The 20,050-nt window shown below is 70.6% G+C and carries 19 protein-coding genes; 12 read left to right on the top strand and 7 right to left on the bottom strand.

Translation table 11 applies throughout. The features are described from left to right. Positions 1-6: 6 nt before the first annotated feature. Entirely contained in the window at positions 7-1,314 is a 1,308-nt protein-coding gene (locus tag ACFY1U_RS29490) for an ABC transporter substrate-binding protein (RefSeq protein ID WP_390697150.1), read from the bottom strand. A gap of 117 nt (positions 1,315-1,431) precedes the next feature. On the opposite strand from ACFY1U_RS29490, the gene ACFY1U_RS29485 reads away from it, so the two are divergent. After that, positions 1,432-1,932, top strand: a complete 501-nt coding sequence (locus ACFY1U_RS29485; protein ID WP_390697149.1) for a hypothetical protein — start codon at positions 1,432-1,434, stop codon at positions 1,930-1,932. Positions 1,933-1,978: 46 nt separating this feature from the next. Further along, the gene (gene purU, locus ACFY1U_RS29480; protein WP_390697148.1) at positions 1,979-2,860 is read left to right on the top strand and encodes a formyltetrahydrofolate deformylase; all 882 of its coding nucleotides are present in this window, start codon (positions 1,979-1,981) and stop codon (positions 2,858-2,860) included. Between the two features lie 37 nt (positions 2,861-2,897). Here the strand turns inward: purU and ACFY1U_RS29475 are convergent, their stop codons facing one another. Together ACFY1U_RS29475 and ACFY1U_RS29470 are read right to left on the bottom strand one after the other, a co-directional pair. After that, positions 2,898-4,373: a maleylpyruvate isomerase N-terminal domain-containing protein gene (locus ACFY1U_RS29475; protein WP_390697147.1), complete on the bottom strand. Its 1,476-nt coding sequence runs from the start codon at positions 4,371-4,373 to the stop codon at positions 2,898-2,900. Further along, positions 4,370-4,951 carry a sigma-70 family RNA polymerase sigma factor gene (locus ACFY1U_RS29470; protein WP_390697146.1) on the bottom strand — a complete coding sequence of 194 codons (582 nt, stop codon included), beginning with the start codon at positions 4,949-4,951 and terminating at the stop codon, positions 4,370-4,372. Before ACFY1U_RS29470 ends, ACFY1U_RS29475 begins: the two co-directional genes overlap by 4 nt. Before the next feature lie 306 nt (positions 4,952-5,257). On the opposite strand from ACFY1U_RS29470, the gene ACFY1U_RS29465 reads away from it, so the two are divergent. Together ACFY1U_RS29465 and ACFY1U_RS29460 are read left to right on the top strand one after the other, a co-directional pair. After that, on the top strand, positions 5,258-5,638 hold the full coding sequence (locus ACFY1U_RS29465; RefSeq protein ID WP_390697145.1) for an STAS domain-containing protein: 381 nt from the start codon (positions 5,258-5,260) through the stop codon (positions 5,636-5,638). Between the two features lie 169 nt (positions 5,639-5,807). Further along, positions 5,808-6,320, top strand: coding sequence for an EF-hand domain-containing protein (locus ACFY1U_RS29460; protein ID WP_390697144.1), 513 nt, complete (start codon positions 5,808-5,810; stop codon positions 6,318-6,320). Here ACFY1U_RS29460 and ACFY1U_RS29455 read toward each other — a convergent pair. After that, positions 6,304-7,848, bottom strand: a complete 1,545-nt coding sequence (locus ACFY1U_RS29455) for a class I adenylate-forming enzyme family protein (protein ID WP_390697143.1) — start codon at positions 7,846-7,848, stop codon at positions 6,304-6,306. The two genes, ACFY1U_RS29460 and ACFY1U_RS29455, sit on opposite strands and share 17 nt — an antisense overlap. A gap of 170 nt (positions 7,849-8,018) precedes the next feature. On the opposite strand from ACFY1U_RS29455, the gene ACFY1U_RS29450 reads away from it, so the two are divergent. The 4 genes from ACFY1U_RS29450 (at position 8,019) to ACFY1U_RS29435 (ending at position 12,215) form a co-directional block, all read left to right on the top strand. After that, positions 8,019-9,212, top strand: coding sequence for an amidohydrolase family protein (locus ACFY1U_RS29450; protein WP_390697142.1), 1,194 nt, complete (start codon positions 8,019-8,021; stop codon positions 9,210-9,212). Beyond that, complete coding sequence (locus ACFY1U_RS29445; RefSeq protein WP_390697141.1) at positions 9,212-10,345, top strand: acyl-CoA dehydrogenase family protein; 1,134 nt, start codon at positions 9,212-9,214, stop codon at positions 10,343-10,345. The genes ACFY1U_RS29450 and ACFY1U_RS29445 overlap by 1 nt, the downstream gene beginning before the upstream one ends. A 123-nt stretch (positions 10,346-10,468) precedes the next feature. Further along, on the top strand, positions 10,469-11,266 hold the full coding sequence (locus ACFY1U_RS29440; RefSeq protein ID WP_390697140.1) for an acyl-CoA dehydrogenase family protein: 798 nt from the start codon (positions 10,469-10,471) through the stop codon (positions 11,264-11,266). A 487-nt stretch (positions 11,267-11,753) separates the two neighbouring features. Beyond that, entirely contained in the window at positions 11,754-12,215 is a 462-nt protein-coding gene (locus ACFY1U_RS29435) for an ATP-binding protein (RefSeq protein WP_390697139.1), read from the top strand. Positions 12,216-12,581: 366 nt separating this feature from the next. Here ACFY1U_RS29435 and ACFY1U_RS29430 read toward each other — a convergent pair whose 3' ends face one another. After that, the gene (locus ACFY1U_RS29430; protein WP_390697138.1) at positions 12,582-13,508 is read right to left on the bottom strand and encodes a cyclase family protein; all 927 of its coding nucleotides are present in this window, start codon (positions 13,506-13,508) and stop codon (positions 12,582-12,584) included. Between the two features lie 84 nt (positions 13,509-13,592). Between ACFY1U_RS29430 and ACFY1U_RS29425 the strand changes: the two genes are divergently transcribed. From ACFY1U_RS29425 to ACFY1U_RS29415, 3 genes are all read left to right on the top strand, one after another. Continuing rightward, positions 13,593-14,507, top strand: coding sequence for an SDR family NAD(P)-dependent oxidoreductase (locus ACFY1U_RS29425; RefSeq protein WP_390697137.1), 915 nt, complete (start codon positions 13,593-13,595; stop codon positions 14,505-14,507). A 106-nt stretch (positions 14,508-14,613) separates the two neighbouring features. Further along, positions 14,614-15,762 carry an acyl-CoA dehydrogenase family protein gene (locus ACFY1U_RS29420; RefSeq protein WP_390697136.1) on the top strand — a complete coding sequence of 383 codons (1,149 nt, stop codon included), beginning with the start codon at positions 14,614-14,616 and terminating at the stop codon, positions 15,760-15,762. Then, the gene (locus tag ACFY1U_RS29415) at positions 15,762-16,811 is read left to right on the top strand and encodes a Zn-dependent alcohol dehydrogenase (RefSeq protein ID WP_390697135.1); all 1,050 of its coding nucleotides are present in this window, start codon (positions 15,762-15,764) and stop codon (positions 16,809-16,811) included. The genes ACFY1U_RS29420 and ACFY1U_RS29415 overlap by 1 nt, the downstream gene beginning before the upstream one ends. Here ACFY1U_RS29415 and ACFY1U_RS29410 read toward each other — a convergent pair. Beyond that, positions 16,808-17,851 carry a GlxA family transcriptional regulator gene (locus tag ACFY1U_RS29410; RefSeq protein ID WP_390697134.1) on the bottom strand — a complete coding sequence of 348 codons (1,044 nt, stop codon included), beginning with the start codon at positions 17,849-17,851 and terminating at the stop codon, positions 16,808-16,810. The genes ACFY1U_RS29415 and ACFY1U_RS29410 overlap by 4 nt on opposite strands. Positions 17,852-17,910: 59 nt before the next feature. Here ACFY1U_RS29410 and ACFY1U_RS29405 point away from each other — a divergent pair, with 59 nt between their 5' ends. Next, on the top strand, positions 17,911-19,236 hold the full coding sequence (locus tag ACFY1U_RS29405) for an MFS transporter (RefSeq protein ID WP_390697133.1): 1,326 nt from the start codon (positions 17,911-17,913) through the stop codon (positions 19,234-19,236). A 195-nt stretch (positions 19,237-19,431) separates the two neighbouring features. Here the strand turns inward: ACFY1U_RS29405 and ACFY1U_RS29400 are convergent, their stop codons facing one another. Continuing rightward, positions 19,432-20,037, bottom strand: a complete 606-nt coding sequence (locus tag ACFY1U_RS29400) for a flavin reductase family protein (RefSeq protein ID WP_390697132.1) — start codon at positions 20,035-20,037, stop codon at positions 19,432-19,434. Positions 20,038-20,050 lie beyond the last annotated feature (13 nt).

The following is a 20,050-nucleotide window of genomic DNA, read 5'->3' as shown; positions in this document are numbered from 1 at the left end:
TGGGCCTCAGTTCACGTCCGCGCTCCGCAGCGTCTTCGTCACGTCGACGAACCCCTTGTCCGCCGCCACGAGTTGGCCCTGGCGCACGACCTGGAGCGTCACGTCGGCGTTGACCATGCGGGAGAAGCCGATGGCGGCCAGCGGGCCCTCGGAGGACCACTGCAGCGTCGGTGTCAGCCCCCCGGTGTCGACCTTCAGCCCGTCGTCGAGGGCCTTGCGCACCGTGTCGGCGGACACGTCGCCGCTGCCCAGCGACGCGACGACGGACCTGAACACCGTGTACGCGATCCAGGTCGTCTGCACCCCGGTGTCCGAGGCGTCGATGCGGTTGTCGCCGAAGGCCTGCTTCTGGATCACCTTCTTCATGGCGTCCCAGCGCGGATCGCTCGACACCGGGTACCAGCCCGTGACGTACGAGCCCTCGTACGGCCCCGACTGCCCGCCGGACTCGTTGATCACCGTCTGGTCGACGCTGTCGAGCGTGGCGGCGGTCTTCACCGCGGGATAGTCCTCGCGGTCGCGCCGGAAGGAGTCCATGAAGGTGTCGGTGCGGTCCCCGAGCGCGGGGATCACGCACCCCTTCTCCGCCCGGTTGCCGGTCGTGGCCGTCAGCGCCTGCTGCGAGGGCCCCGAGTACTCGGTGGTGTCGTCCGCCGCCCGCTGGTCGATCGCGGGGCGGTGCCCGCCCGCCTTCAGTCCGGAGTCGAGCATGGCGGGCAGTTCGTCGCCCGTGATGCTGTCGGGCCGTACGAGCGCCACCGGGCCGCAGCCGCCGGCGAGTTCCTTGCCGAGGCCGGCCAGCAGGGCGGGCTGGCCGCCGTTGACCGGGTACGACATGGGGCTGGTGAACTCGGCGGTCGTGACGCCGTAGCCGCCGATGTAGGGGATGCCGGCGCCCTCCAGCTCGGGGAGGTAGGAGTCGCCGTACTGGCTGTAGGAGCCGACGACCGCGACGACGTTCTCCTTGACGGCGAGGCGGGCGCACTTCGCGGCGGCCACGCTGTCGTTGTGCTCGTTGCAGGTCAGGACCTTCAGCTTGCGGCCGTTGATGCCGCCCTGGGCGTTGATCCAGCGGGCGTAGGCCTGCGCGAAGGCCGGCATGCCGGGCTTGTTGGTCGCTTTGGTGTCCGAAGGTGCCCAGGTCATGACGGTGATCGGGTCGTCCCCGGAACCCCCCGTGGTACCGGGGATGACCCCGCAACCGGCGGCGAGCGAGGCACACGCGACCAGCGCCCCCGCCGAGAGGACGGTGGCTCTGTGAGGCCGGGTGCGTGTGGGGAGGAAGGTGCTGCGATTGCGTCGCCTGCCGGTCATGGGTACACACGCTTCCGCCACATCGCCAACCCGGGGGTGACCCTCGGTTATCGACCGGTGACGTCAAGGTGAATTGCGGGGGCCGCTGGGACGCCCGAGCGGGAGAACGTACGATCGATGACCGTGCAAGGTTCGGAGAACTCTTCCCGTCGCGGCCGTCGCTCCTCCACCATGGGCGGCATGCCACTGAACGACATGCCGTGGTGGCGCTGGCGCAGCAATGTGCGCTCCGCGCTGCACATGCTCTCCGACCCGGCGTTCCAGCAGAACGTCTGGCTGGCCGGCGTAGACGGATACGGGGACGTGACCGATGCCGTGTACCGCCTGGTCGAGGACACCTGGCTGGACAACTGGTCCGCCGAGAAGTACGTGGGCACGATATTCCGGGACTCCCAGGAGGCGGCCCTCGTCGACACCGCCGTGCTCCGGGTGCTGCGGATCATGCACCAGGTCGGGCCCGACGCTCCGGTCTCCGCGTACGTCGAGAACCAGGCCTGGCCGGAGGCGGTCCGCGCGGCCCGGGACGCGCACGTGCGGATGGCGATGGCCGACGGGGAGGACCCGGACGCGCCGCCGCGCACGCTCGAGGTGCTGCGGATCATGACGAGGTCCGCGTAGCGGACTCCGGTCCGGACAGGGGCCCACTTATGGGACCCTGTCCTGCATGAACGAGCAGTCCACCCGAGCCGCGGCGCTCGACGACCAGTACGTCCTCACGCTCTCCTGCCCCGACAAGCGGGGCGTCGTGCACGCCGTGTCGAGCTATCTCTTCATGACCGGCTGCAACATCGAGGACAGTCAGCAGTTCGGCGACCACGACACGGGTCTGTTCTTCATGCGCGTCCACTTCTCCGCCGAGGAGCCGGTGACGGTGGACAAGCTGCGGGCGAGCTTCGCGGCGATCGGTGACTCGTTCCACATGGACTGGCAGATCAGCCGGGCCGACGAGAAGATGCGCATCGTGCTCATGGTCAGCAAGTTCGGGCACTGCCTGAACGACCTGCTGTTCCGGGCGCGGATCGGTGCGCTGCCGGTGGAGATCGCGGCGGTGGTGTCGAACCACACGGATTTCGCCGAGCTCGTCGGCTCGTACAACATTCCTTTCCACCACATTCCGGTGACGAAGGACAACAAGGCGGAGGCTGAGGCGCGGCTGCTGGAGATCGTCCGTGAGGAGGGGGTCGAGCTGGTGGTGCTCGCCCGCTACATGCAGGTGCTCTCCGACGATCTGTGCAAGCAGCTCAGCGGGCGGATCATCAACATCCACCATTCCTTCCTGCCGAGCTTCAAGGGCGCGAAGCCGTATCACCAGGCTCATGCCAGGGGGGTGAAGTTGATCGGGGCGACGGCGCATTACGTCACCGCGGATCTTGATGAGGGGCCGATCATCGAGCAGGAGGTCGAGCGGGTGGGGCATGACGTCACGCCGGATCAGCTCGTCGCGATCGGGCGTGACGTGGAGTGCCAGGCGCTGGCGCGGGCCGTGAAGTGGCATGCGGAGCGGCGCATTCTGCTCAACGGGCGCCGGACGGTTGTGTTCGCCTAGCAGCTCGGGGCTGCCGCCGGCGAAACCGAACCGCCCCCTACATCCGGCTCAAGGCAGCTGCAGCGAACAGCACATCCCTGATCGCCTCCCGGTCACCGACCTGCCCCACCGCCGCCTCCGCCGGAGGCACATGGCCCGCTGCCAGGCGGCAGAACTCGGCGCCGTCCAGGGCCACGTGAGCCACCTCGTGCGCGGCGGAGCCGACCGCCGCGGGGGAGTCGAGGGGGATCAGCCACTCGCCGCCGCCCAACCCTTCGATCTCCAGCCGCAGGCTGCGACCCGGCTCGCCCGCCGGGACGAGGTGCCGGTGATGGGGAGGCGAGGCCAGGCCGGCCCGGCGGCGGGTCGCCAGTACGTCCGGAAGGACACGCGCCGCGAGGTCGATCATGCGGTTCATATGGCGTGGGGCGGGCGGCTCGTACGGGTAGTCGACGGCCTCGGCGATGTCCTCGGCGTGCACCCAGCACTCGAAGGCCCGGTCCAGCATCGCGTCCCGCAGCGGCAGTTCGAAGTCGCCGTAGGAGACGGCCGGCCGGGCCGGCCCCGAGTCGCTGATGAAGGACACCGCGCGGACGAGGTCATGGGTCTGCTCGCGCCAGGGGGCCCGTACGGAACGGCCCGGCGGGAAGTGCGAGGTGCGCCAGTACGCCTCGGTGCGGGCCCGGGGTGTGGGGGCCGCCCCGGCCATGTCGCCGAGCGGGTCGTCCATGCCGAGGGCGACCGCGACCAGCCCGTCGACCGACAGCAGGTGGGCGATGACCCCGGCGACCGTCGTACGACGGGTCATGGGGCCCTCGGCCTCGAACCAGCGCAGCCGCACGGGCCTGTGCCACTCGGCGTCCCCGATGTCCTGCAGCAGCGCGTCGAGCCGGGCGGCCTCCGCGTCGTACGGAGCCGCCCATCCGGGCACCGGGACGCGGGGCGGGCGCCGGTCGAGGCAGCCGTCCAGGACGCGGGTGCGCAGGCCCGGGTCCAGGTCGAGGCTCTCCGGCTGGTGCAGCAGTCCGACCGCCTCACGCAGCCGCAGCGCCTCGTCGGCGCAGGAGCCGCAGTCGCCCAGGTGTTCCTCGACGGCCGCCGTCTCGTCCGGCGAGCAGGCGGCCAGCGCCCATGCGCCGAGGAGCGACTTCAGGACGCGGTGCTCCAGGACCAGCGGGGCGCGCCGCGGCGCCGCCTCTCCCAGGTCCTCCAGGGCGGGCAGCGGCCGTCCGCCGTCCTCGACGGAGGCGCGGGGCATCGGTATGCGGGGCGGCTGCCCGGGGCGCTGAGGGATGTCGTCGCCGTTGTCGTTCGCGGGTCCGCCCGGGATGCCGTACCCCTCCTGCCGCTCGTGCTTGTCCTGCTTGTCCTGCTCGTCTTGTTTGCCGCTCTCACCCTCGAAGACGCGCTTGTCCTCAAAGTCGCTCTTGTCCGAGAAGTCGCCCTTGCCCTCGGCGCCGTTCCGGCCGTCGGGGTCGTCCTCGCCGTCGAATCCCCCGTGCTCGAAGCGGTCGGCGCTGCCTGCGTCGTTCACACGGCACTCCCGTAACCGGGTGGTGCCCCGGGTGCGCCGGCGTCGTGGGCGGTGGCCAGCAGCTGCAGGCCCAGGCGGAGCCGGCGGCGGGCCTCGTCCTCGGTGACACCGAGGTCGGCGGCGGTCTGGCGGTAGTCGCGGCGCTGGAAGTAGGCCAGGTCCAGGGCGGCGCGCAGCGGGGCGGGCATGGACGTGACGATGTAGTCGGCGCGGGCGGCGACCGAGGCGCGGCGCACCTTGCGCTCCAGCTCCTCGGCGGAGCCGCCGGAGCCCTGGGCCAGCGCGGCGGTCTCGGTGGCGCGCAGCCGCTGCACGGCGAGCCGGTGGGTCAGCGTGGCGACCCAGGAGCGCAGCGGGCCCTGTTGGGGGTCGTACGCCTCGGGGTGTTCCCAGACGTGCGCGAAGACGTCACGCGTGATGCCGTCGGCCGCGCGCTCGTCCCCCAGGACGCGGTGGGCCAGGCCGTGCACGAGGGAGGCGAACCGGTCGTAGAACTCGCCGAGGGCGGCCGCCTCACCGCGTGCAAGTCGCTGCTGCATCTTGCGGTCCCAGCGGGGCGGTGCGTCCTTCTTCGTCATACGGCCCCCTCACCCCTGCCCGTTCGTCGGCCCGGCCTGCGTCCATCGTCTCCTCGAATGTAGTCGGCACCTACGACAGTGCACGTCGCTTTGTCGCAATGTGTGCAGCCTGCGTTCTGTGCCTGCCTACCCGCTCGACCTTCGATCAGACCTGATCGAACAGGATCGAAGTCGATTAAAACAAGCCTCTTCTGATCGGTTTCCGTTTCTTGCGTCGTGTTTCAGGGAACGGCCGCTGGGCAGCCGCGCTGCAAGGAAGCGTAGGAATGGCTTCCGTTTTGCGGGGGACTCCGGCGAGCGAAGGGCATGGTGGTGGCGTTCTATGTGACCGACGGTGAGCAGGGCGACTGGACCGTGCTCCGTGTGTCGGGCGAGCTGGACCTGCTGACGTCGCCGGTGCTGCGTCAGCGGGTGCACGACGTGGTGGCCGACGGCCGTCACGGCCTCGTCCTCGACCTCTCCGAGGTCTTCTTCTGCGACTCGAGCGGCGTCGGCGTACTCATCGCCGTCCGCCGCCTCATCCGCTCCTGCCAGGGCACCCTGCGTCTGATACTCCCGGCGCAGGGCGCGGTCGAGGGCTCACACGTCAACCGCGTCCTGGGCGCCCTGGGCGTGCGCCGGCTGTTTGACGTGTACGCCGACGTGGCCTCGGCGGTCGCGGAAGAGGCCGATCCGCTTTCGGCCTGACCTGGGCGGAAGCTGTTCAAGGGGTCGCAGCTCAGCTCCATGTGCCACACAGTTGTCCCGAAATTCCCCCGGTCTTGGCACAAGCGCCGCTTTCCCGCGCCCGGACGGCCTCCCGCGTCGTACGCTCCGACGAGACGCACCCGAGATGACGTAAGGCGGCCCGAAAGACATGGTCAGCAGCGAGTACGAGCGCAGGATCGCCGCCCGGTTCGCCACCTTCGACCAGGACGGCAACGGCTTCATCGACCGCGAGGACTTCAGCTCGGCGGCCAAGGCGCTGCTCGCCGAGTTCGGCGTCGCGGCCCGCTCCGACAAGGGCCAGGCGCTGTACGGCGGGGCCGAGGCGTTCTGGCAGGGCATGGCCGGAATAGCGGACCGGGACGGCGACCAGCGCATCAACCGCGAGGAGTTCGTGAACGGCGCGGTCAAGCGCCTGCGTGACAACCCCGAGCGGTTCGCCGAGATCGCCCGCCCCTTCCTGCACGCGGCCCTCGACCTGGCCGACACCGACGGCGACGGTGCCGCCACCGTCGAGGACACCGCGCGCGTGCTGCGCATCCTGGGCGCGGACGAGGACATCGCCAAGGCCGCCGCCGCGGCGCTCGACACCGACGGCGACGGCAAGGTCGGCGAGGCGGAGATCGTCCCGGCGTTCGCCCGCTACTTCACCGTCCCCGAGTAGGACCCGGCCGCTGGTCGGCGCCGTGCCCGTAGCGCTCCCGCAGCCTGTACTTGAGCACCTTGCGGAGCGTCTCGTTACGCGGCAGGGCGTCCACCACCTCCAGCTGCTCCGGCAGCTTGTGCACCGACAGCCCTTCCGCGCGCAGGTACGACGTCACCGCGTCCAGGGTCAACTCCACGGCGCCTTCGGGCTGTGCCCCCCTCTCGATCACTGCGCACACGCGCTCCCCGCGCTCGGCGTCCGGCAGCCCGATCACCGCGACGTCCCCGACCGCCGGGTGGGCGGCCAGCAGGTCCTCGATCTCCTTCGCCGAGATGTTCTCGCCCTTGCGGATGATCACGTCCTTGAGCCGCCCGGTGAGGACGAGATGCCCGCTGTCCGTCACGAACCCCAGGTCACCGGTGCGCAGAAACCCTTCCTCGTCGAAGGCCTCCGCCGTCTGCGCCGGATCCAGATACCCCTGGCACACGGCCTCCCCGCGCAGCCGCACCTCCCCGTCCACGATCCGTATCTCCATCCCCTCCGGCGGCCGCCCCTCCGTCGTCGCCAGGTTCTCCACGGTGTCGTCCGGCGCCCCCATGGTGATCATCGGCACCTCGGTCATGCCGTACCCGTGGGTGAGCTGCACCCCCATCTCCCGTACGACGGCGTGGTACACCTCCGGCGGCTTCGGCGCCCCGCCGCCCGCGAGCAGCCGTAGCGAAGGAATGACCTTTTGCCCGGGCTGCTTGCGCTGTTCCGCCAGGAACATCGAGTAGAACGCCGTCGACCCGCCCGCGACCGTCACCCCGTGCCTGCGATATCCCTCCAGCGCGTCCGGCAGGGCGAACTGCTCGAACATCACCGCCGGGAAGCCGTACAGCAGCAGCATCACCGTGTAGTCCGGCCCGGCGATATGGGCGTACGGGAAGGCCATCGAGCCCACGTCGTCCGCCGAGAGCCGCAGCGCGTGTGCGAGACAGGAGCCGCCCGCGATCAGCGAACGGTCCGTGTGCAGCACGCCCTTGGGATCGGAGGTGGTCCCCGAGGTCCAGTAGATCCAGCGCACCGAGGTGCCGTCGGAGGGCGGCGGGGGCAGCACCCCCGGATCGCCGTCCGGCAGCACGTCGTACGCCTCGAAGACCCCCTTCGCACCGAGCCGCCGCGCCATCCCGGTGTGGTCGAAGCCCCGCCACTCACCGGGTACGGCGAAGAACTCGGCCTTGGACTCCCGCAGCGCGAAGCCGACCTCGCGGTCCCGGTAGAACGGGATGACCGGAGTCTGTACGGCACCCAGGCGGGCCAGCGCGAAGGACAGCAGGGCCGTCTCGATCCGGGTGGGCAGCTGCCAGGCGACCACCGTGCCGGGACGTACCCCCATGTCGTACAGACCGGCCGCGACGCGCTCGGCACGCGCGCGTAGCTCGCCGAAACTCAGCGAGCGGTCGTCCTGGAGCAGGACCGGCCGGTCGGGGGTGAGGCCGGCGCGGCGGGCGACCAGGTCCCAGAGGGTGCGGGATGCGCTCAGCGCGTGGGCGGTGTCGTTCACGGCGACCCCCTCGTGGAGCTGACACGGAGCTGGTGCCGACCTGACGGGCAGTCAGATCGTGCGCAGAGCGTAGGGCTCGGCGCCTTGTCGGTCCAGAGGTGCGCGACTAGCCTGCTCGATGAAGCGAATCTGACGGTCCATCAGATAACTGAGTGCCCAGTGGGGGACCCATGACCGAACTGCCCCGCATCATCAGCGTCGACGACCACGTGATCGAGCCCGCCCATCTCTTCGAGACCTGGCTGCCTCAGAAGTACCGCGACCGGGGCCCGCAGGCCCTCACCGCCGGGATCGGCGAGCTCGCCTACGTAGGCGGGAAGTACCGGATCACGATGGACCCGGAGGGTCAGCCGACCGACTGGTGGATCTACGAGGATCTGAAGTTCCCGTACAAGCGGAACATCGCCGCCGTCGGATTCGACCGCGACGAGATGACCCTGGAGGGCATCACCCGGGAGGAGATGCGGCGCGGCTGCTGGGACCCCAAGGCCCGGCTCGAGGACATGGACCTCAACCATGTCGAGGCCAGCCTCTGCTTCCCGTCCTTCCCCCGCTTCTGCGGGCAGACCTTCGCCGAGGCGCACGACAAGGAGGTTGCGCTGGCCTGTGTGCGCGCCTACAACGACTGGATGGTCGAGGAGTGGTGCGGCGACAGCGGCGGCCGGCTCATCCCGCTGTGTCTGATCCCGCTGTGGGACGTGGAGCTCGCGGTCGCGGAGATCCGGCGCAACGCCGCACGCGGAGTGAAGGCGGTGACCTTCTCCGAGATCCCCACCTATCTCGGCCTGCCCTCCATCCACTCCGGCTACTGGGACCCGTTCTTCGCGGTCTGCCAGGAGACCGGGACGGTCGTCAACATGCACATCGGCAGCAGTTCCCAGATGCCCGCCGCCTCACCCGACGCACCCCCCGCGGTGCAGGCCTCGCTGAGCTTCAACAACGCCATGGCCTCGATGATGGACTACCTGTTCAGCGGGGTGCTGGTGAAGTACCCGACCCTCAAACTCGCCTACTCCGAGGGCCAGATGGGCTGGATCCCGTACGCCCTGGAACGCGCCGACGACGTCTGGGAGGAACACCGCGCCTGGGGTGGCGTGCGCGACCTGATCCCGGAGCCCCCGTCGACGTACTACTACCGGCAGATGTTCTGCTGCTTCTTCCGCGACAAGCACGGGGTGGCCTCGCTGGACGTGGTGGGCCGGGACAACGCCACCTTCGAGACCGACTATCCGCACGTCGACTCGACCTTCCCGCACACCAAGGAGGTCGCCCTCGACCATGTGAAGGGCCTCGACGACGAGACGGTCCACAAGCTGATGCGCGGCAACGCGATCCGCATGCTCGACCTGGACCTCGACCGCTGATGGACCTGTCGTACACGCCCGAGGAGGAGGACTTCCGGGCGCGGCTCGCGGAGTGGCTCGGCAAGGTGCTGCCGACGCTGCCGGCGAAACCCTCCCCGGAGGACTGGCCCGGGCGCAGGGCGTACGACCTCGGCTGGCAGCGGATGCTGTACGACGCCGGGTACGCCGACGTCCACTGGGACGCCTCCCCGACCACCCGGCTGATCTTCCTGGAGGAGACCGAGAAGGCGGGCGCCCCCTATGTGGGCGCGAACTTCGTCGGGCTGCTGCACGCCGGGCCGACGATCGCCGCAGAGGGGACCGACGAGCAGCGGGCCCGCTGGCTGCCGCCGATCCTGCGCGGCGAGGAGGTCTGGTGCCAGGGCTTCAGCGAGCCGGACGCCGGCTCCGACCTCGCGGCACTGCGCACGCGCGCGTGCAGGGACGGCGACGCGTACGTGGTGAGCGGGTCCAAGATCTGGACTTCCCACGCCGAAGTGGCCGACTGGTGCGAGCTGTTGGTCCGTACGGATCCGGCGGCGCCGAAGCATCGCGGGATCACCTGGCTCGCCATGCCCATGGCCTTGCCGGGCATCACCGTACGGCCGCTGCGGACCCTTGCCGGGTCGGCCGAGTTCGCGGAGGTGTTCCTCGACGACGTACGGGTGCCGGTCGAGAACCGGGTCGGGGACGAGAACGACGGCTGGCGCGTGACCATGGTGACGCTGTCGTTCGAGCGCGGTACGGCGTTCGTGGGCGAGGTGGTCGCCTGCCGACGGGTGCTGGGCGAACTCGCCGCGGAGGCGAGGGCCAACGGCCGCTGGGACGACCCCGTGCTCCGACGGCGCCTCGGGAGGCTGAACGCGGAGTTCCGGGGGCTGTGGCGGCTGATCCAGTGGAACGTGAGCGAGGCGGAGGCCTCCGGCGGTGTGCCGGGGGTGGGGGGTTCGGTTTTCAAACTGCGGTATTCGCATGCGCGGCAGGAGTTGTACGACGTCGCTGCCGCGGTTCTGGGGGCGGATGCCCTGGATCTGGACCGGCCCTGGATGCTCGACCGGCTGTCGTCGCTGGCGTACACCATCGCTGCCGGGACCTCGCAGATTCAGCAGAACATCGTTGCCGAGCGGATTCTGGGGCTGCCGAAGGGGCGGTGAGCGGTGCGGTTTCAACTGACCGTTGAGCAGCGGGCTTTGCGGGATGCCGTGCGGGGTGTGATCGGTCGTGGACCGGCTGCGGGTCCGTGGCGGCTGGTCGCGCCCCGCGGCGGAGCCGCTGATATGTACAGCCCCGCGCCCCTTAAGGGCGGCGATACCCAGCCCCGGCTTGACCGTGCCCGGTGGCGGGCCCTTGGAGAGCTTGGGTTCTTCTCCCTGCGGTTGTCCGAGGCCGACGGCGGGGCCGGACTTGGGTTGCCGGAAGCCGTGTTGGCCTTTGAGGAAGCCGGCCGGGCGCTGGTACTCGGGCCGCTCGTGGCCACCCATCTCGCGGCCGGGGAAGTGCCCGGAGCCGCCACGGGGGAAGTTGTCGTGGCCGCCGCCGATGGGCGGCTCGTGGAGTGGCGGGACGAGGCGGACGTCGTACGGCCGGGCGCCGAGGGAGCCGTACCGCTGCGGTCGGTGGATCCGCTGACCCCCCTGCACCGGGTGCCCGCGCCGGCGCCCGCCGATCCCGTCGCAGACCTCCTCACCGCCGCCGAGCAGCTAGGCACCGCCACGCGCGTGTGCGAGCTGGCCGTGCAACACGCCCGGACGCGTGAGCAGTTCGGGCAGCCGATCGGGGCCTTCCAGGCGGTCAAGCATCTGTGCGCACAGATGCTGGTGCGCGCCGAAGTGGCACGCGCCGCGGTCTACGCGGCCGCCGTCACCGCCGACCGCAGCGACATCGCCGCGGCCCGGCTGCTCGCCGACGAGGCCGCCGTGCGCGGCGCCCGCGACTGCCTCCAGGTGCACGGCGGCATGGGCTTCACCTGGGACTCCGAGGTGCATCTGCATCTCAAGCGGTCATGGGTGCGGGCGCAACGTGGCGGCGGTGTCACGGAGAGTGAGGAACTGCTCGCGGCCGATCTGGTGACCTGAACGGCGCCGGCCTGGGATGTCGCGGAAGCCGCCCTCGCGGTTGTCGCGGATTGTGGCATACCGGAATTACGGAGCGTTGATATCGGGTTGTGTCCTACGCGTGACCCGTCACGTCCTGGAGTCGGCGTCCCGCTCCGGTACCTTCTGTGGGATGCGAGTGGCTGCGAGCGTGAGCCGTACCGGTGTTGCCCCCGGGGTGACGCCGGAACTGGCCTGTTCGAGTCCCCGCATTGAGCGTCGCACAGTATGCCGCACGGGTACTCCTTCGCGCTGGAATATGCCCGAAGCGCTTGTTGGCGTGACTGTACGTCAACCATGCTGTCTCTTAAGGGATTCACGTTCCGTGACCCTTGCTCTGGGCTCTGCACTGGCCATTGTTCTGGTCATGCAGAAAATGGCTACGATCGTGGCCCTCGTCGCGGCGCGCGCGTGGCGCGAGGTCATGTGTCCGCCGGTTCGGATGGTGTGAGCGGTGCAGGTGCTTCAGGTGCAGCTGGAAGTCCGGCCCGACCCCGCTGAGGTGGGGCGAGCCCGGAGGTGGGCGCGTTCCCGCCTCGCGGGATCCGGGATAGAGGTCGACGAGCCGCTCGCCGAGACGCTGATCCTGCTCGTCTCCGAACTGGTCACCAACGCCGTGGTGCACACCGGCTGTCCGGCCGTGCTGCGGCTCTCCCTGCCCGGTGTGGCCGCCGAATCGGCCACCGTTCGCCTCGAGGTGGCCGACACCAGCGACCGGGCCCCCGTGCCCCGGTGCGCCGACGGTGACGCGACCGGCGGCCGAGGCCTCGCCCTCGTCGACGGTCTCGCCGACCGCTGGGGCTGGAGCCCCGAGGGCGCGGGCAAGCGCATCTGGTGCGAACTCGACCGCTGCGCGCAGACCCGGCAGACCGCACAGGCCTGCGTGGGTGGTGTGACGGCGTACGACGGGCTGGCGTTCGAGGCGGTGTGACCGGCGCACGGGCGTGGAAGGTCCGTCAGGCCCGGTGCACGGTCGCAGAAACCGCTCTCACGCCCTGGCCGGCTGAGGCGATGCGCCGGGATGTGCTTCTGTGCGCGCCCGCGACAAATTGGGCTTAAGTAATAAATCCCCGTACGGGTGTTGACGCATCGTGTCCGTTTGATCACGCTTGTGGTCAGCGATTCGCCGTGAGGGGACGACGAGGGCTTCGGTGACGGGAGCCCTCGACGAGTGCGGATCGTGATTCGGCGTCGGCTTTCTCAGGGTCAGGAAGAGCCGGGGCGGGTACGCCGAGTCGGTCGGCGGCGCGTGGTGCCGTGCTCGGGGCGGGAGCACCGCGCCGCCGGTCGACGAATCTCACAGGATGGCGACGGGGGCCACCGGAGTTCCCGTCGCGCCGACGAAGGGCTCGGGCATCGCCGACAGCAGGAACGTGTATCTGCCCTCTTCTCCACAGGCTGTGGACAACTCTTCGAGATTCCAGTTCTGGCCCTGCAGCATCCCCATCTCCACCAGGTCGAGCGCGTGTACGGGCAGCCACAGGTCCTCGATCTCGGGCGGGAAGATCTCGAACGTGAGGGTGTCGTTCGCGACGGCGGCGACATCGCGCGCGTGGAACCACTCCGGGGTACGGATCGACAGTCCCGGCGAGGGATAGCCGTACGCGTGTTTGTCCCCCGCGAGACAGACCTGGATCTGCCCGGTGCGTACGAGCACTATGTCGCCGGCACGTACGCGCGTACCGGCCATTTCCTCGGCGGCCTCCAGGTCCTCGGGGGTGACCGCGTGCCCGCCCTCCAGCCGGTCTGTGCCACGCGTGCGTGCCACATCCAGCAGCACCCCGCGCGAGACGACGTGCCGCGCCTTGTCGATGCCGCTGAACTCGGCGCCGCCGTGCGCGGTGACGGTGCCGGCCGGGCGGCCGTTGTAGAGCCGGCCCGAGTGCGAGACATGGGGCAGCGCGTCCCAGTGGGTGGCGGCCTGCAGCCCCATGGTCACGGCGTCGTCGCTGCACGCCACCGACCCCGGGCCGAACAGCTCCTGGTTGATCTGCACCATGGCGTGCAGCGGATTGACCCGCCCCGGGATCATCCCGGTCTGCACGCCGTCCTGCCGCAGGGGCAGCGCGAGGGGGATGCGGCGGCCCGTGCGGACGGTCGCGGCGGCCTCGCGGACGACCTCGTCGGTGATCAGGTTGAGGGTGCCGATCTCGTCCTCGGCGCCCCAACGACCCCAGTTGTTCACGCGCTTGGCGATCTCGTCGAACTCCGCGGGCATCGACATCGGCTCTCCCCGGGGCTTGTCTCCAGGTATCTGACGGGTCATAAAATCTAACGGTCCGTCAGAAACCGCGGGAAGGGGCCGGACGTGGGGAACTTCTTGGCAGGCAAGGTCGTCGCCGTGACGGGCGCCGGTCGGGGCATCGGCCGTGCGGTGGCGCTGGCCGCGGCGGCCGAGGGGGCGAAGGTCGTCGTCAACGACTACGGGGTCGCCATCGACGGGGCCTCGCCCACCAGCGAGGTCGCCGAGGGCGTCGTCAAGGAGATCGAGGCGGCGGGCGGGGAGGCCGTAGCGGTGGCCGACGACGTGTCCACGATGGCCGGCGGGCAGCGGGTGGTCGACGTCGCGGTCTCGACGTACGGGCGGCTGGACGGGGTGGTGTGCGTCGCCGGGATCCTGCGGGAGCGGATGCTGTTCAACATGTCCGAGGAGGAGTGGGACCCGGTCGTGGCCACCCATCTCAAGGGCACGTTCACCGTGTTCCGGGCGGCCTCCGCGGTGATGCGGGGGCAGCGGGCGGGGACCCTGATCGGGTTCACCAGCGGAAATCACCAGGGGTCGGTCTCGCAGGCGAACTACAGCGCGGCAAAGGGCGGGATCATCTCGCTGGTGCGGAGCGCTGCGCTGGGCCTGCACAAGTACGGGGTGAGTGCCAACGCGGTGGCGCCTGTCGCTCGTACGCGGATGTCGGCGAACGTACCCATGGAGCTGACGGAGATCGGGGAGCCGGAGGATGTGGCTGCCCTGGTGGTCTATCTGCTGTCCGACCGGGCGAAGGAGCAGGGGATCACCGGGCAGGTGTACACGATCGCGGGGCCGAAGCTGGCGGTTTGGGCTCAGCCGCGGGAGCTGCGCGCTGCGTATGCCTCCGGCGGTTGGACGGCGGAGATGGTTGCGGAGGTTTTGCCGGGGGCGGTGGGGGTGGATCCGATGCCGATGCTTGAGCGGTTGGCGGCGATGGAGAAAGCCGCTGCGCGGGGCGACAGGCCGAACGCCCAATAGGTCGGGGTGTGCGGGTTGTTTGGCGGGTGCGGGCTCGTTGTGGCTGGTCGCGCAGTTCCCCGCGCCCCTAGGGAAGTCACCCTGAACGGCGCCAAGAGGAGACCCCATGGACTTTGCATTCACCGCAGACGATGAGGTGTTTCGGGCGGAAGCCCGGGCGTGGCTCTGCGAGCATGCCGACGCCGGGCAGGACCGGCGGGTCTGGGAGCGCGCTCTCGGGAAGGCCGGATGGATCGGGCTCGGGTGGTCGGAAGCCGGGTACGGCAATCGGACTGCCACGCTTACCCAGCAAGTCGTCTGGGCCGAGGAGTACGCGCGGTCCGGAGCTCCGCCGCGGTCGGGGCATATCGGGGAGAAGCTGCTGGCCCCCACCCTTCTCGCGCACGGAACGCCGGACCAGAAGAGCCGTTTTCTTCCTCCCGTTGCCGCCGGTGACGAGCTCTGGTGTCAGGGGTACAGCGAGCCCGGTGCCGGGTCCGATCTGGCGGGGGTTCGGACGGCGGCCGTACGGGACGGGGCGGGGTACCGGATCAGCGGGCAGAAGATCTGGACCTCGCTGGCGCACGAGGCCGACTGGTGCTTTGTGCTGGCCCGGACGGAACCCGGCTCCCGTCGGCACCATGGGCTGACGTTCCTCCTTGTTCCCATGGACCAGCCGGGGCGGATCGAGGTGCGGCCCATTCGGCAGCTGACCGGGACCAGCGACTTCAACGAGGTCTTCTTCGACGGGGCACGCGCGCGCGTGGAGCACGTCGTCGGGGGTGAAGGGGGCGGCTGGAAGGTCGCGATGAGTCTGCTCGGGTTCGAGCGGGGGGTTTCCACGCTGGCCCAGCAGATCGGGTTCGCACAGGAGTTGGGATCTGTGGTGCGGACCGCCGTGGAGACCGGGGCGGTCGCCGATCCCGTCGTACGGGAGCGGCTGGTGCGGCAGTGGGCCGAGCTGCGGGCCATGCGGTGGAACGCCCTGCGGACGCTGGGAGGTTCCGGAGATGCCGGGGCGTCCAGTGTGGCCAAGCTGTTGTGGGGTGGCTGGCATCAGCGGCTCGGGGAGCTGGCGATGCAGGTGCGCGGGGCCGCGGCGGGGGTCGGGCCGGTGGACTGGTCGCCGACGGCGCCGTACGAACTCGACTCCTTGCAGCACCTGTTCCTGTTCTCCCGGGCCGACACGATCTACGGCGGTTCGGACCAGGTTCAGCGCACGATCATCGCCGAGCGTGTGCTCGGCCTGCCCAGGGAGCCCAAGGGGGTCTTCTGATGCGCGGTGTGGTGTACGACGGCAAGCGACTCGAGGTCGTGGACGACCTGGAGGTGCGGGAGCCGGGGCCGGGGGAGGTGCAGGTCGCCATCTCGGCAGCGGGGCTGTGCCACAGCGATCTGTCCGTGGTGGACGGGATCATACCTTTCCCCGTTCCTGTGGTGCTGGGGCATGAGGGGGCGGGGGTGGTGGAGGCCGTCGGCGCCGGGGTCACTCACGTGAGGGTGGGTGATCATGTCGCGCTCTCCACACTGGCCAACTGCGGTACGTGCGCGGAGTGCGACCGGGGGCGGCCGACGATGTGCCGGCAGGCGATCGGGCGTCCCGGGCAGCCGTTCGTGCAGGGCGGGCGGCCGGTCTACCAGTTCGCCTCCAACTCGGCGTTCGCGGAGCGGACCGTGGTGAAGGCGGTGCAGGCGGTCCGGATTCCCGGGGACATTCCCCTGCCGGCCGCCGCGCTGATCGGATGCGGGGTGCTGACCGGGGTGGGCGCCGTGCTCAACCGGGCAAGGGTGGACCGCGGGGACAACGTGCTGGTCATCGGCACCGGCGGCATCGGGCTCAACGTCATCCAGGGCGCACGGATCGCGGGTGCCCTGCGGATCGTCGCCGTCGACGCGAACCCGGCGAAGGAGGCGGTGGCCCGGCAGTTCGGGGCGACGCACTTCCTGACGTCGACGGACGGGGTGAAGGAGATCCTGCCCACGGGGGCCGACCACGCCTTCGAGTGCGTCGGGCGGGTGGAACTGATCCGGCAGGCGATCGACCTGCTCGACCGGCACGGCCAGGCGGTGCTGCTGGGCGTGCCCGCGGCGACCGCGGAGGCCTCCTTCCTCGTCTCCTCCCTGTACCTCGACAAGTCCATCCTGGGCTGCCGGTACGGCTCTTCGCGCCCGCAGCGGGACATCGCGCTGTACGCCGACCTGTACCGCGAAGGACGGCTGCTGCTGGACGAGCTGGTGACCGAGACCTACCCGATCGAGGACTTCGAGAAGGCGAAGGCGGACGCGGAGGCGGGGCGGGTGGCGCGGGGGGTGCTCACCTTCTAGCTGCTCACCTTCCGGTTTTCGCTGCTCACCTGCTCGCCGGTCAGCGCCCCGGCACGGAAAGTACGGCGATACGCGGTGGGGGTGACCCCCAGGAGTGTCTGCAGGTGCTGGCGCATCGACTGGGCGGTGCCGAAGCCGGACTCCTGCGCCACCTGGTCCACCGACAGATCGCTCGACTCCAGCAGCTGCCGGGCCCGCTCCACGCGCTGCTGGGTGAGCCACTGGCCGGGGCTGACGCCGACCTCCTCGCGGAAGCGGCGGGTGAAGGTGCGTACCGACATGGACTCCTGCGCGGCCATGTCGCGGAGCTGGATCGGCTCGTGCAGGCGGCCCAGGGCCCAGGCGCGGGCGGCCGTCGTGGTCGCCAACTGGGGCTCGGGGACCGGGCGTTGGATGTACTGCGCCTGGCCCCCGTCGCGGTGCGGGGGTACGACCGTGCGGCGGGCGACGTCGTTGGCGACGGCGGTGCCGTGGTCGCGGCGGACCATGTGCAGGCACAGGTCGATGCCGGCCGCGACGCCGGCCGAGGTCAGGATGTCGCCGTCGTCGATGAACAGCACGTTCGGGTCGACGTCGATCTTCGGGAAGAGGCGTTGCAGCTGCTCGGCCTCCGCCCAGTGCGTGGTCGCGGGGCGGCCGTCGAGGTAGCCGGCCGCGGCGAGCACGAACACACCGGTGCAGATGGAGGCGAGCCGGGTGCCGGGCCGGATGTGGGCGAGGGCGGCGGCCAGCTCGTCGGTGAGGACGCCCTGCTCGAAGACCGGGCCGAGTTCGTACGACGCCGGGACGATGACCGTGTCGGCGGTGGCCAGGGCCTGAGGGCCGTTCTCGATCTGGATGGCGAAGTCGGCGTCGGTCTCCACCGGGCCCGGTGGCCGGATCGAGCAGGTCACGACCTCGTACAGATGGCGCCCCCGGGCGTCCTTGGGGCGTCCGAAGATGCGGTGCGGGATGCCCAGCTCGAAGGGGAGCAGGCCGTCGAGGGCGAGGACGACCACGCGGTGCGGGCGGAACTCCGGGTCAGCCGGCTCACTGCTCATGGCCCGATCCTAGCGAATGCTGTCCTTCGGGCCAGTGGATGCGTACGGTTCCGGCCTGGATGCTCTATGGCGTGACCCAGACAACCGAACCCGCAGCAGTCGAGACGGCCCCCGAGCCCGGGCGATCCCCTCGTATCCGTGTCCACCGTGCGTGGTTCGTCGCCGCCGTCACCTTCGTGACGATCATCGGCGCGGCCGCCTTCCGTTCGCTTCCCGGCCTGCTCATCGACCCGCTGCACCAGGAGTTCGGCTGGTCGCGCGGCACGATCGGGGCCGCGGTCTCCGTCAACCTCGCGCTGTACGGCCTCACCGCCCCGTTCGCGGCGGCGCTGATGGACCGCTTCGGCATCCGCAAGGTCGTGGCCGTGGCCCTGACCGTGATCGCGCTCGGCTCGGGCCTGACGGTGTGGATGACGGCCGCCTGGCAACTGCTGCTGTGCTGGGGCCTGCTGGTCGGCCTGGGCTCCGGCTCGATGGCCCTCGCCTTCGCCGCGACGGTCACCAACCGCTGGTTCACCGAGCGCCGCGGTCTGGTCACCGGCATCCTCACCGCAGCCTCGGCCTCCGGCCAGCTGATCTTCCTGCCGCTGCTGTCCTGGATCGTCGAGAAGCACGACTGGCGCCCGGCGGCCGTCACCGTGGCCCTCGCCGCCCTCGCGGTCGTCCCCTTCGTCTGGCTGCTGCTGCGCGACCACCCGGCGGACGTGGGCCTGAAGCCGTACGGCGCCAAGGAGTTCGTACCGAAGCCGGAGCCCGCGGTCGGGGCCGCCCGCCGAGCGGTGACCGTGCTGTTCTCGGCCTCCCGCACCGGCACCTTCTGGCTGCTGGCCGGCACCTTCGCGATCTGCGGCGCCTCCACCAACGGGCTGATCCAGACGCACTTCGTGCCCGCCGCCCACGACCACGGCATGCCCGTCACGGCGGCGGCCTCGCTGCTCGCGGTCATCGGCGTGTTCGACGTGGTCGGCACGATCGCCTCCGGCTGGTTCACGGACCGCTTCGAGCCGCGCCGCCTGCTGGCGGTCTACTACGCCCTGCGCGGCATCAGCCTGCTCTTCCTGCCGAAGCTCCTGGCCCCGTCGGTCCACCCACCGATGCTGTTCTTCATCGTCTTCTACGGCCTCGACTGGGTCGCCACCGTCCCGCCGACCGTCGCCCTGTGCCGGGAGCAGTACGGCGACGACAGCGCGATCGTCTTCGGCTGGGTCCTCGCCTCCCATCAGGTCGGCGCCGCACTCGTGGCCTTCCTCGGGGGCGTCGCGCGTGACGTCTTCGGCTCGTACGACATGGTCTGGTACGCCTCCGGCGCGCTGTGCGCGGTGGCGGCGCTGATGGCGCTGGTGATCCGGCGCAGGCCGACGGTTCCCGTGCCGGCCATGGCCTGAACCCGCCTGAAGGGAAGGGCCGTTTGTGCCGGGTGTCCAGGTCGAGGCCTGGACACCCGCGTGCCGTTGTACGTCCTGTGGCGGATGCCTCTACGCCGTCAATCCCTGTTCGCAGCCATGCGCCGCCGTGCCGGCGGCGGTCGTCGGTGCCGTTCCCCCGAGACCCGCGCACCCTCCGCCTGGCCCAGTCGAGCCTCAGTCGAGCCGCCCGAACCGCCCCCGATGGAAGATCAGCGGTCCGTCGGGGGCCTCGCCCGTCCCCAGCGCGTCCACCCGCCCCACCACGATCAGATGGTCGCCTCCGGTGTGCACCGCGTGGATCGTGCAGTCGATCCAGGCGAGCGTGCCGGCCAGGCGCGGTGCGCCGGAGGCCGGGGCGGCGTCGTACGCCACGCCCGCGAACTTGTCCGCGCCGCTCACCGCGAAGCCCCGGCACAACTCGCCCTGCCCTGCGCCCAGGACGTTGACGCAGAAGACGCCCGCGCGGGCGATGCGCGGCCACGTCGACGACGTACGGCCGACCATGAAGGCGACCAGCGGTGGGTCGAGGGAGAGGGAGGAGAAGGACTGGCAGGCGAAGCCGGCCGGGCCGTCCTCGCCGTCCGCGGCGGGTGCGGTGACGACGGTCACGCCCGTCGCGAAGCTGCCCAGCACCCGCCGGAACTCGGCCGGGTCGACCGGCGCCCGCTCGTCCTCGCCGACGCACCGCAGCTCCGGGCGCGGCAGCGCCTCCACGGGGGCCGGGGTGCCGGCCGACCTGAGGTAGCGGACGGCGGCGGCGGCCGCCCCTGCGTGTCCCATCACCCCTCCATTG

Source organism: Streptomyces sp. NPDC001351, from assembly GCF_042896045.1.
Classification (GTDB): Bacteria; Actinomycetota; Actinomycetes; order Streptomycetales; family Streptomycetaceae; genus Streptomyces.
Note: the sequence above shows the minus strand (reverse complement) of the source record. Positions and strands in the feature narration are given on the sequence as shown.